We start from the raw sequence: 10,185 nt of genomic DNA, 5'->3' as shown, positions 1-10,185 counted from the left end.
GGCGCGCTGTCAACCATCTTCCTAGCGTGGACTCATGAGCATGAATCGTTTTTGGAATTGGCGTTACCCCCTCGCCGCTGGGAAGGGAACCCGGATGTATCCTCTGACGAAATCAGTTCCCAAAGAGTTGTTTCCCTTGGTGAATCGGCCGGTAATCATGACAGTGATTGAGGAAGCCCTCCGCTGTGGAATTGAGCAGTTTCACGTGGTGACCAGTCCTCGAAAGCCAGCTCTGAGAGATTTTTTTACCAACGCCGACTGCGAGTCAAATCCCCAGGATTTACCCTTGCCCCAGGTTGATTTGGTCATGCAAGAACAGGCTCGAGGATTGGGCCATGCCGTCCTGCAGGCTCGTGATTACGTGGGAGAACAGCCTTTTGTTGTGCAGCTTCCGGATGATTTGTATCACCCGGAAGATCCTCTGTTGCAGACAATGTTGGACGTGCACGCGGTGACCGGAGGGTGCGTGGTGGCGCTGATGGAAGTCAGTGCGGCCGAGGCGACACTATACAGTTCCGCACGGGTTGATCCGGTCGAATTGGGTGCAGCAGCAGCGGGGCACGGAGTGTTCAAGCTCGCTGACATTATTGAGAAACCAGAAGCGGATCAGGTCCGTTCGCCTTATGCCTTGATGGGACGCTACGTTTTGGATTCTCGTATTTTTGAGATTTTGGCCCAAACCCCGCCGGGACGCAACAATGAAATCCAGCTTACGGATGCGCTGGCGGCCTTTGCTGAGATTCCGGTTAAGGAAGGCGGCGGCGTCTGGGGGGTTGTTTCGCGCGGACGCCACTTCGATACCGGAAATTTGTCCGGATATCTGCAGGCGCAAATGGAACTTTCCCTGGAAAATCCTGATTTTGGTGCTCATCTTCGAGAATATATGCGGGGCTTAGTCGGTTCGCCTGACGGACCGGGAGCAGCCCCCACTTCCACAGAAAGCGCCGCGGGCCAGGGCGGAAAGGCAGGCGCTTGCTGATGCGTTCTGTCGGGGAACATCTCAATCTGTGCCTGCTGGCCGCCGAGCCGCTGCCGGAACTGGCAGTACCCCTGGAAGATGCTGTGGGTTGCGTATTATCGGCGGATATTATTGCCGAATCCAGCCTACCTGCAACTGACTTGGCTGGTGGGGATGGTTACGCGGTTCGGGCGCAGGACGTCGCTCACGCTCCCACAATCTTGCCCGTCACCGCAGATATTCAAGCGGGTGACACCGTGTGGACTCAATTGGTGCCGGGCAGCGCCATCCGGATTGCTTCAGGGGCTCCGCTGCCACCGGGGGCAGATGCTGTTGTGCCGGTGGAGTCTACAGATATGGGAATTTCCCAAGTCACTATCAATCAGCCGGTTTCTCCGGGATTCGCCACTATGGTCATTCCCAGCGATATGGATGTCCCCAGCGGTACTACGGTACTGCGTGCCGGCCAACGTTTGGATGCGCAGAAAATCGCCTTATTGGCTGCTCTGGGCAGGAGTCGGGTGCGGGTCCATCCCCGAGTTCGGGTCGTGATTTTGAGCATTGGTGATGAACTTGTAGAGCCGGGAGCCCATCGTGAACCGGGTCAGGTTAATGATGCGAATGGTCATTGCTTGGCCGCGGCTGCCGAAGAAGTTGACGCGAAAACTTTTCGGGTTATGGTCACCGATGAGCGCTCGCAGTTGCGTGAGACTATTGAAGACCAGCTGGTGCGTGCTGATGTGATTGTTACCACGGGAGGTTTGTCTTACGGCCCGGCAGACACCGTAAAGGACGTGCTCACGCCTTTAGGCTCGGTACGGTTTGACAATGTGGCCATTGCTCCGGGTCGCCAGTTGGGGGTGGGCAAGCTGGGCGAGGTGCCGATTTATTGTTTGCCGGGTAATCCGGTGGCTGCCCAAGTTGCTTTTGAGACCTTTGTGCGTCCGGCTTTGCGAAAGATGGCAGGCTGGTCGAATCTGTACCGTAGTTCCGTGCCGGCCAAAATGTCACGAGGTTGGGTTTCTCCCGCGGAACGTCGTGAGTTCGTCCCCGTGGCTTTGACTGGAAAACCTGGAGACTACCGCGGAGAAGTGTTGGGGTCGCATCCACAAGCCCGCCTAGCGGCTTTGGCTCAGGCCAATGCGTTCGCGGTCGTTCCGGAAGACGTTACGGAAGTCCAGCCGCAGCAAACCTTACACTGCATGGTTTTGGAATGAGCGTTACAAAATGCGTAATTTGCGAGGTGAAACTGTTTACCCGGGGGCGTACCGACGGGTTATTATCCGGGAAGAAAACCTGAAACAACGAGGTTTACAGACAGATTTCGATTGGTTGGAAGTGCGCCAGCTAAAGGGGCGTGACTTCATTGCTATCGAGAAGTTGCGGATGGGCGACCGGTCGTGGCTGGCACCTTGGGAAGCCGGAGCACCGCCGGGGTTGGGTCACCCGGTCAGTATTGATGAATTCGTGAAAGATGCCGCACACACCGCGCGCTTGGGGCAGGGGATGTATTTCGGAATCATTGCCGAGGGGCGTCTAGCTGGTCAAATTTCTCTCAGCTCTGTAAATCGTGGTGCTGAGATGAGTGCCGCCCTGGGCTATTGGATTAACTCTCGCTTCGCCGGTCGGGGTCTGACTCCGTTGGCTCTTGCTATGGTCATCGATTGGGGTTTTGCCTCTTACGGTCTGCACCGTTTGGAAGTCAATATTCGGCCCGAAAACAGTCCCTCGTTGCGGGTCGTAGAAAAGCTCGGTCTGCGCTATGAGGGATTGCGTCAGCGTTTTCTCTACATTGATGGGGCGTGGCGTGATCATAGTTCTTTCGCGATTACTACGGAAGAATGGCATCCCGGCAGCACGGTGGCCAGGTTAGAGACGGCACGTTAGCGCGGCTAGTTGCCAGTAAAAAATAGTTAGCGAAACTGTGTGAACAGTGTTAGCGCTGTGGTGCCTGTTAACTGTTGAGGTTTTCGCCGCGAGTCAAACTGCGGTATTCCGAGGGGAGTACGGAGTGGCGTGACCCTTTTGTACCGCCCGGTCGTTATTTTGGGTTTGTGGGTATCTCTGCATGGATTCTTTTAGGCCTGACACTGGTGGTCACCGTGGTGCTATTGCCGCAGGTGGCCAAATCGCGACGTCTGATGGGTCAAGCCCGAAATGATGATCGTTTTTCGGACGGGGTGCGCCTTTTGGACTTGGACCAACAGGTTAAACAACCGCACTCCGTCGAGGTCGCTCTGCATAAAAACCAAGGTAAACTCGGACGTGCGGCGACTCGGCCCATTAAAATGGCTCAGGATTTGAGAGCCTACACAGAAGTGAAAGCCGATCGCGCGGCCGCAGCTTCCAATCGTGTTACTTCGGCCCGTCGTCGTGCTGGACTGTTGGGTGGCATGGTGTTAGCTTTGGCGATAGTTAGCGCCTTTGCGGTCACTGGTTTCCTGGCGTGGTGGGTGCTGGCGGCACCCATATTGGGCATCGTCGCGACTATTTCGTGGGGAGCGATTGCGGCAAAGCGCGGTCGCGAGCAGGATCGTCAATTCCAGCAGTCCATTCGAGTTCTCGAAAAGCGTTTGGCGCAAAGCCCCGCGGGGCGCGCGGCCTTGCAGTCCGTCGGGATGCGCGGAGCTAAGCAGTGGGCCAAGGTCGCTGCGGCTTCGCTAGCGGGAGGAAAGCCGGCGTCCGGTACGCTGGCTCAAGCGGTCCGGATAGCTAATGAGGCCGCGCCTGCCACGGCGGTGAGCCTGGTCGAAGCAGCGGACTGCCACACCGATATTGAACGTCCGGTACAAAATGACACCAATGCTGAAGCTCAGGTAACGGCAGGAAAGCCAGACTACCGCCGCAGCGAAAATGCCAAATCCGAGACCGCGCCCGGTATTGAAAGCGTTGAGAATCCCGTTGAAACTGTGCAGGAAACCACCACAAAGTGGAATCCCGCTGATTTACCGACCCCGTCCTACACGCTTAAGACTGGTGCAATCCGCCAGGTAGTGGTGGAGCAAGATTTTCGTGCCGATTGGCAATATGCCCCGGTACCCATGCGTCCCCAGACTGCCCAGATTCTGCCTGCCGGTGAGGCTCTGGCCGCAGAAGACGTCAGTGCGGCTCCGGTGGACTTGGAGAGCATCCTGGAGCGGCGTCGCGCCAGCGGAGACTAAAGCGCATTTTCGTTCAATCTCCGGCGCATTTTTGCGGGCCTGTCTAAAGGGCCGGGAAAATTGGAAGTTAGCCCCTCCAACCGCTACAATCTATACGAACAGGGGCATTGGCGCAGTTGGTAGCGCGCAACGTTCGCAATGTTGAGGTCAGGGGTTCGAATCCCCTATGCTCCACGATAGGAATCGGAATCGGACGAAACCGATTCCGATTTTTTGTCGTAAACAACAGTCGAGCACTCGGAAATGGCCACAGCACCGCAATCGTCTCATCTCTGGAAGAAACTGCGGCATCTGTGCAAACAGATTATCGGTTTCGGGATTGTCGGATTATTGGCTTTCTTTATCGACTATGCACTTTTTGCTTTTCTGTACAAAATCGTAGGAATTCATTACCTCATCTCGGCGGTCATCTCTTTTTGTGTGTCTCTGGCCTTTAACTACGCAGCATCCATGCGCTATGTTTTCAGGCACAAAAGCGACATGACTCGCCGACGTGAAATCATCCTCTTCTTCGTAGGTGCCGTCATCGGCTTAGGCATCAACGAAATCATGCTCTACGTCGGCGATGTCGTGTTTCGCATCGACCCCCTCATCACAAAAATCCTTGCCACCGTGGTTGTCGCGGTGTGGAATTTTGTGACGCGGAAAATCTTTTTAGACTCGCGTGAATCAGAAAGTTGAGGTATCAATCACGTAGCGGTAGCGCACCTTGGCATCCACGACGTTATCCCAGGCCTCGTTGATTTTGTCCCCGCTGATGATTTCAATCTGGGGAGCGATGTCATGCTCGGCACAAAAATCCAGGACTTCCTGAGTCTTGCCAATGCTACCGATGTTGGAACCGGCGATAACCTTTTGATCATTGACGATATTGCGCATCAAGAATTCTTGCCTGTGCTCGGGCAACCCGACCACTGCCACCACACCCTCAGGTTTCACGCAAGCAACCAGGTCGTCAAGTTCTACCCCATCGCTCAGCGTGGAAACAACCAGATCAAACTGTCCTGCCATCGACTCCCAGGTGCCCGGCTCAGAAGTGGGGTGAAGTTCTACAGCTCCGAACCGGAGCGCGTCAGCCTCTTTGGCGCGTGTGCGTGAGATGACGTGAGTCTCTGCCCCCAGAGCGGCAGAAATCTGGACACCCATGTGGCCCAGACCGCCCATTCCCACGATAGCAACCTTCTTGCCGGGTCCTGCGCCCCAGCGAGTCAGAGGGGAGTACAAGGTGATACCCGCACACATAATCGGAGCGGCTTTGTCTAGCGGAATGGAATCCGGGATGCGGCAAATATAGTCTTGTTCAACGGTGATTCCCTGCGAGTAACCTCCAGCCGTGGGCAGTCCGTCACGGCCCACGCAGTTGTAAGTCCAGATAGTGCCTCCGTCAGTGCGGCAGAACTGTTCGCTACCGGCTTCGCAAGTCTCGCAGTGTCCGCAGGAATCCACGAAGCAACCCACGCCGACACGATCGCCAACTTTAAACTTTGTAACGTTCGTTCCAATCTTGGTAACAATGCCCGCAATCTCATGGCCCGGCGTGAGCGGATAGATGACTGACCCCCATTCGCCGCGGCCCGTGTGGATATCGGAGTGACAGACCCCGGCATATTTCACTTCGAAATACACCTCGGTAGGGCCGGGCTCACGGCGTTCCAAGATTGTCGGGTGAAATGGCTGATCGGGCCCGTCCATCGCGTAGGCTTTTACTTGCGTCATTGTTCTCCTCCTCGGATTTAGGCGAAGCCGCGGTTTCGCCTAATCGCGAAGCGTCGCCTCGATGTTTAGCCACTTCAGCTTAGTTCAATTTCGTAAGGAGCGCGCGGAGTTAATCCGGGAAGAGCCTGTATTCGTCAGAAAAATAGAATACAAAATTTAGGTATAATTTATTTCTTATCGATTTCTATAGGGTTTTAGCTACGTCCTGTACTACCGAAATGACACCGCTAATCATCAGCTCCACCGCGATGGCGGCGAGCAGCATGCCCGCCAATCGCGTCATCACCGCGACGCCAGAATCGCCTAGGAATCGGATGATAGGCGTAGCAAAATGCATAGCGAGCCACGAGGTGAACATCACCGCGAGGGTTCCACCGGTCACCGCGATGACGGACAGGGGATGCTGTCCGGCATGTCCCATGGCCACCATCAGAGCTACTATTGCACCCGGTCCTGCCAACAGGGGAGTGCCCAAAGGAACGGCGGCGATATTCAAAGAGCCCCCCTCTTCGCCAACAGTTCCCTCCGCCCCGGTCAATAGTTGGAGAGCCACAATCAACAGCAGCAGTCCGCCGGAAATCTGTAGAGCTGCGGGACTGATTCCCAACAGGCCGAACAGTTGAAAGCCAAAGAACCCGAATACGAATAGGATGATAATCGCCAACAGGTTAGCCTGCCAAGCGACGGTTTGACGCTGTTTCTTGGGGAGGTCTTTGGTTAGAGACATGAACACGGGGAGGTTCCCAAAGGGGTCGATGATTACAAACAATGTGGTGAATGTAGAGATAAACAACCCCAGTTCAGTTTTCATGGACTCCACGATACCCGAAATCAGTTTGCCGGGATAATGCCGGCAATCAGCAGCACTGCGATGAGCCCGCCAATGCACAGACGATAGATGATGAAGGAGTTAAAACTGTGCTTCGAGACAAACTTCAGTAACCAGGCGATAGATATGTACCCGATCACAAACGACATGACCAGTCCCAAAATGGTGGGCACCCAACCTACAGTCGCGCCAATAGTGTCAAAGTTGCTCACTCCTTCCAGAGTCCCCGCGGCAACCAATGCCGGAATCCCCAGGAAGAAAGATAAACGAGTCGCCAAAACCCGGTCAAAGCCCAGGAACAGGCCTGCAGAAATCGTGGCTCCAGATCTCGAAACTCCGGGAATGAGCGAGACACATTGCATGAGGCCAATGAGGAGTGCCTGAATAATAGTGGTTTCATTGTCCGTTTTTGTTGCTTGCGGTGAATCGGGAGCTGGCGTTTTTGTCGCCAAGCGCGCCGCATAGTGGTCGGCAGCGAACAACACTGCTGACCACACCACCAATCCGGCCGCTACGAACCACATGGAACGCAAGCCAGTCTCGATAAAATCCTTAAACAGCAAGCCCACCACGGCAATCGGTACAGACCCAATGATGATGGCCCAACCGAAGCGATAATCGGGATTGCGGCGGGCAGACTTGTGAAACAGACCTGTCACCCAAGCCTTGATGATGCGCCAAATATCGGTCCAAAAGTACAGTACTGCCGCTGCGATGGCGCCGATTTGAATAACCGCTGTAAAAGCGACCATTCCCACGTCATCAATCTGTTTACCCATCAGGTATTCAGTAATCGTGAGGTGTCCCGTTGAAGAGACCGGCAAGTATTCTGTAATGCCCTCGACGATACCGAGGATTAGCGCTTCCCACCATGACATGGGTTTTATCCTATACGCCGCATCGTGAAACCTTGACAAACGGAACCGAAAGCCCGGGGGATTGTTGTATCCTGATTTTGGGTTGACAATCTGGTGTGAGGGGAAATCTTGGAACAAAACAGTAGAACTCTGCGCATTGAGGGCTTGTACAAATCTTTTGGAACGCGGGACGTTTTACGAGGTGTTTCCATGAACGTGGAGCCTGGTCAGGTCATGGGTTTCGTGGGGGCGAACGGAGCTGGGAAAACCACAACCATGCGCATCGTGATGGGTATCACTGACGCGAATCGGGGACGGGTAACCTTTGGGGACAGACCCATAGATGCCGCGGTCCGGGCCTCCATCGGATACATGCCGGAGGAACGCGGCCTGTATCCAAAGATGAAAGTTGGCGAGCAGCTGGAATATTTCGCCAGATTGCACGGTCAGAATCGAAGTACTGCACGCCAATCGACGCGCAACTGGGTTGATCGTTTAGGAGTGTCCGAGCGGCTGAAAGATAACGTGGAAAAACTTTCCCTCGGCAACCAGCAGCGCGTGCAGCTGGCGGCGGCGTTGGTTCACAATCCGGTGATGTTGATTCTCGACGAACCGTTTTCGGGCTTGGATCCGTTGGCGGTAGATGTCATGAGTGGGGTTTTGCAGGAGTACGCGGCACAAGGGGTGCCGGTCATCTTCTCGTCGCATCAGCTGTCCCTGGTGGAGTCGCTGTGTACGCACGTATCGATTCTTTCGGGCGGGTCCATAGTTGCCTCGGGTGAGGTTGAAAAGCTGCGGCGCGAGGCCGGAACTCCAGTGGTCAGGCTGTGCGGCGACGAAGCTGCCCTAGCGGCGGGGGGGGGAGCCACTCGCAGATTAAACCAGTCGGTACAGTTTATTGCTGGCGGCTTGCTGGTGCCGGTTCTTTCAGACAGCCCTACGGCTCACGCCATACTGCAAGCAGCGGTAGAAGCAGGGGCTGTTACCGAATTCGTCCCCGTGATTCCTTCTCTCGCGGAAATCTTCCGTAACGCCGTGGAGGAAAATGAACCAAAATCCGAGGTAACCGCGAAAGTCGGCGCCGAGACTGAGGGCGTGAAAGAGGGGCAGGAATGAAACAAATCATGATTATCGCCGGGCGTGAGTTCTCGGTGCGAATGAAATCCAAATCTGCCATTATCTCTACCATCGTGGTGGTGCTGGTGGTGTTAATTGCAGGGGGATTGGCAAATTTCTTTCACCTCTCCGAGGCAGACACCGAAAAAATCGGCGTGACCACCCAAACTCAAAGTTACGCACCGGCCTTTGAACCCGAGACGAATCCCTTTCTGAATACGGCTTCCCCGATGGGACCGATGTATAAGGTCAAGGGATACGCCGACGATCAGGAATTGGAACAGGCGGTACAAAACAAGGAGATTAGCCTGGGGATTGGCGGCACTGCGGACAAACCGGTGGTGTTTAGCGATGGGCCGGCTTCTCCTACGGCGATGTTGATGATTAACTCCACCGCGCAAAGCGTCATGTTGAGCTCGTATATCGGGAATCTGGGCGGTAGTTTCCAGGAAATCGGTCAGAAAATGCAGCAGGTGCAGGTCGAGGTGAGAGACATCTCAGAGTCCGAGGCTAGCGGGGATGACTTTAACTTCGCTGCTTACCTGGTGGTCATGGTGCTGATTACCTTGCTATTTATTGTCGTCATGGCGTCGGGACAACTGGTGGCTAACGGGGTAGTCGAAGAAAAGTCCTCACGAATAGTGGAAATTTTGGTTTCCACGGTTACTCCTAAGCAGCTCCTCATCGGCAAGATTCTGGGCATCACAATATTGGGAGCCCTGCAAATCGTAATCATGGGTTCAGCCGGACTGGTGGCCTTGTTAATTTCGGGCCTGACCAGCGGAATCCGAATTGACCTGGCCAGTTTCTCCGGCTGGTACCTGGTGTGGTTTATCTTGGGCTTAGCGACCTATATGGTGCTATTCGCCGGGGCGGGAGCGCTGGCATCGCGTCAAGAAGATGTTGGCCAGTCCACGCTTCCGCTCATTTTGCTGCAGTTGGGCGGGTTCTACGCCGCCATTTTCTCGGTACTCACTCCCGGAAGCGTGTTCATCAAAGTGGTCTCGCTAATTCCGTTCCTTAACTGCTACGCGATGCCGGCACGTCAGCTTGCCTCCTCTACTGTGGAGTGGTGGGAGCCCTGGCTCTCTATGGTGATAAACCTGGCGATTTTGCCGATTTTGGTATGGCTGGGAGCGCGGCTGTACCGCAGGGGACTCTTGGCCACCGGTGAACGCATAAAACTGAAGGATGCCTTGCGTCGGGAAGCGGTGTCGTAAACAGTTGAAAACTGGGGGGAAACCCCGGATGTTTAACTTCGATTTGACACTGTGCAGGAAACCTACTAAGTTATATATCCGTTGCTCTTGCGACTGACTAAGTCGGTAGGGCGGCAAATCGGGCCTGATGGCAAAGCTACGGAATGAACCGCTGAGGGATTTCTGTGCTCTGAAATCGGGTTCCCCGGTGCGAGGGGGACTTCGCGCGAGTGGGTTTGTTGGTTTTGATCTCGATAGCGTTTTGTTTTTTGTTTACGCGTTTTTTGGTGCCCTTTTTTTGGGGTGCTTTTGTTAGTGTTTTTGCGGTTTTCTGATTTGATGAGGACCG

Annotated in this window: 11 protein-coding genes and 1 tRNA gene; 8 read left to right on the top strand and 4 right to left on the bottom strand. The window is 54.8% G+C overall.

What is annotated here, in order from left to right; genetic code table 11:
* The first annotated feature begins 34 nt into the window (after positions 1–34).
* The 6 genes from AC5LBQ_RS08765 (at position 35) to AC5LBQ_RS08740 (ending at position 4,800) form a co-directional block, all read left to right on the top strand.
* Positions 35–979, top strand: coding sequence for a UTP--glucose-1-phosphate uridylyltransferase (locus AC5LBQ_RS08765; RefSeq protein ID WP_493265234.1), 945 nt, complete (start codon positions 35–37; stop codon positions 977–979).
* Entirely contained in the window at positions 979–2,175 is a 1,197-nt protein-coding gene (locus AC5LBQ_RS08760) for a molybdopterin molybdotransferase MoeA (RefSeq protein WP_493265236.1), read from the top strand. Before AC5LBQ_RS08765 ends, AC5LBQ_RS08760 begins: the two co-directional genes overlap by 1 nt.
* Positions 2,176–2,185: 10 nt before the next feature.
* Entirely contained in the window at positions 2,186–2,845 is a 660-nt protein-coding gene (locus tag AC5LBQ_RS08755; protein ID WP_493265233.1) for a GNAT family N-acetyltransferase, read from the top strand.
* 254 nt (positions 2,846–3,099) lie between these two features.
* Entirely contained in the window at positions 3,100–4,119 is a 1,020-nt protein-coding gene (locus AC5LBQ_RS08750; RefSeq protein WP_493265235.1) for a hypothetical protein, read from the top strand.
* A gap of 101 nt (positions 4,120–4,220) precedes the next feature.
* A tRNA-Ala gene (locus AC5LBQ_RS08745) sits at positions 4,221–4,293 on the top strand.
* Positions 4,294–4,362: 69 nt separating this feature from the next.
* Positions 4,363–4,800 (top strand): GtrA family protein, encoded by a 438-nt coding sequence (locus AC5LBQ_RS08740; protein WP_295026089.1) that lies wholly within the window; start codon positions 4,363–4,365, stop codon positions 4,798–4,800.
* On the opposite strand, the gene AC5LBQ_RS08735 is transcribed toward AC5LBQ_RS08740, so the two are convergent.
* The 3 genes from AC5LBQ_RS08735 to AC5LBQ_RS08725 all read right to left on the bottom strand — a co-directional run bounded on the left by AC5LBQ_RS08735 (position 4,789) and on the right by AC5LBQ_RS08725 (position 7,542).
* Positions 4,789–5,835 carry an NAD(P)-dependent alcohol dehydrogenase gene (locus AC5LBQ_RS08735; protein ID WP_297346767.1) on the bottom strand — a complete coding sequence of 349 codons (1,047 nt, stop codon included), beginning with the start codon at positions 5,833–5,835 and terminating at the stop codon, positions 4,789–4,791. The two genes, AC5LBQ_RS08740 and AC5LBQ_RS08735, sit on opposite strands and share 12 nt — an antisense overlap.
* A 184-nt stretch (positions 5,836–6,019) precedes the next feature.
* Positions 6,020–6,646 carry a MarC family protein gene (locus AC5LBQ_RS08730; RefSeq protein WP_491680780.1) on the bottom strand — a complete coding sequence of 209 codons (627 nt, stop codon included), beginning with the start codon at positions 6,644–6,646 and terminating at the stop codon, positions 6,020–6,022.
* Between the two features lie 20 nt (positions 6,647–6,666).
* Complete coding sequence (locus tag AC5LBQ_RS08725; protein ID WP_297346768.1) at positions 6,667–7,542, bottom strand: undecaprenyl-diphosphate phosphatase; 876 nt, start codon at positions 7,540–7,542, stop codon at positions 6,667–6,669.
* 108 nt (positions 7,543–7,650) lie between these two features.
* Here AC5LBQ_RS08725 and AC5LBQ_RS08720 point away from each other — a divergent pair, with 108 nt between their 5' ends.
* Complete coding sequence (locus AC5LBQ_RS08720) at positions 7,651–8,637, top strand: ABC transporter ATP-binding protein (protein WP_493265232.1); 987 nt, start codon at positions 7,651–7,653, stop codon at positions 8,635–8,637.
* Positions 8,634–9,857, top strand: coding sequence for an ABC transporter permease (locus AC5LBQ_RS08715; RefSeq protein ID WP_493265231.1), 1,224 nt, complete (start codon positions 8,634–8,636; stop codon positions 9,855–9,857). Before AC5LBQ_RS08720 ends, AC5LBQ_RS08715 begins: the two co-directional genes overlap by 4 nt.
* A gap of 65 nt (positions 9,858–9,922) precedes the next feature.
* Here the strand turns inward: AC5LBQ_RS08715 and AC5LBQ_RS08710 are convergent.
* Positions 9,923–10,185, bottom strand: a 263-nt coding sequence (locus tag AC5LBQ_RS08710; RefSeq protein ID WP_493265230.1) for a hypothetical protein, incomplete at its 5' end; no start/stop codon positions are given.

It is taken from the genome of Mobiluncus sp. (genome assembly GCF_985070215.1).
Note: the sequence above shows the minus strand (reverse complement) of the source record. Positions and strands in the feature narration are given on the sequence as shown.

Bases quoted from the DNA above. Each gene is read 5' to 3' on its own strand.
- AC5LBQ_RS08765 (WP_493265234.1), top strand. From the start codon at position 35: ATGAGCATGAATCGTTTTTGGAATTGGCGTTACCCCCTCGCCGCTGGG.
- AC5LBQ_RS08760 (WP_493265236.1), top strand. From the start codon at position 979: ATGCGTTCTGTCGGGGAACATCTCAATCTGTGCCTGCTGGCCGCCGAG.
- AC5LBQ_RS08755 (WP_493265233.1), top strand. From the start codon at position 2,186: ATGCGTAATTTGCGAGGTGAAACTGTTTACCCGGGGGCGTACCGACGG.
- AC5LBQ_RS08750 (WP_493265235.1), top strand. From the start codon at position 3,100: ATGGGTCAAGCCCGAAATGATGATCGTTTTTCGGACGGGGTGCGCCTT.
- AC5LBQ_RS08740 (WP_295026089.1), top strand. From the start codon at position 4,363: ATGGCCACAGCACCGCAATCGTCTCATCTCTGGAAGAAACTGCGGCAT.
- AC5LBQ_RS08735 (WP_297346767.1), bottom strand. From the start codon at position 5,835: ATGACGCAAGTAAAAGCCTACGCGATGGACGGGCCCGATCAGCCATTT.
- AC5LBQ_RS08730 (WP_491680780.1), bottom strand. From the start codon at position 6,646: ATGAAAACTGAACTGGGGTTGTTTATCTCTACATTCACCACATTGTTT.
- AC5LBQ_RS08725 (WP_297346768.1), bottom strand. From the start codon at position 7,542: ATGTCATGGTGGGAAGCGCTAATCCTCGGTATCGTCGAGGGCATTACA.
- AC5LBQ_RS08715 (WP_493265231.1), top strand. From the start codon at position 8,634: ATGAAACAAATCATGATTATCGCCGGGCGTGAGTTCTCGGTGCGAATG.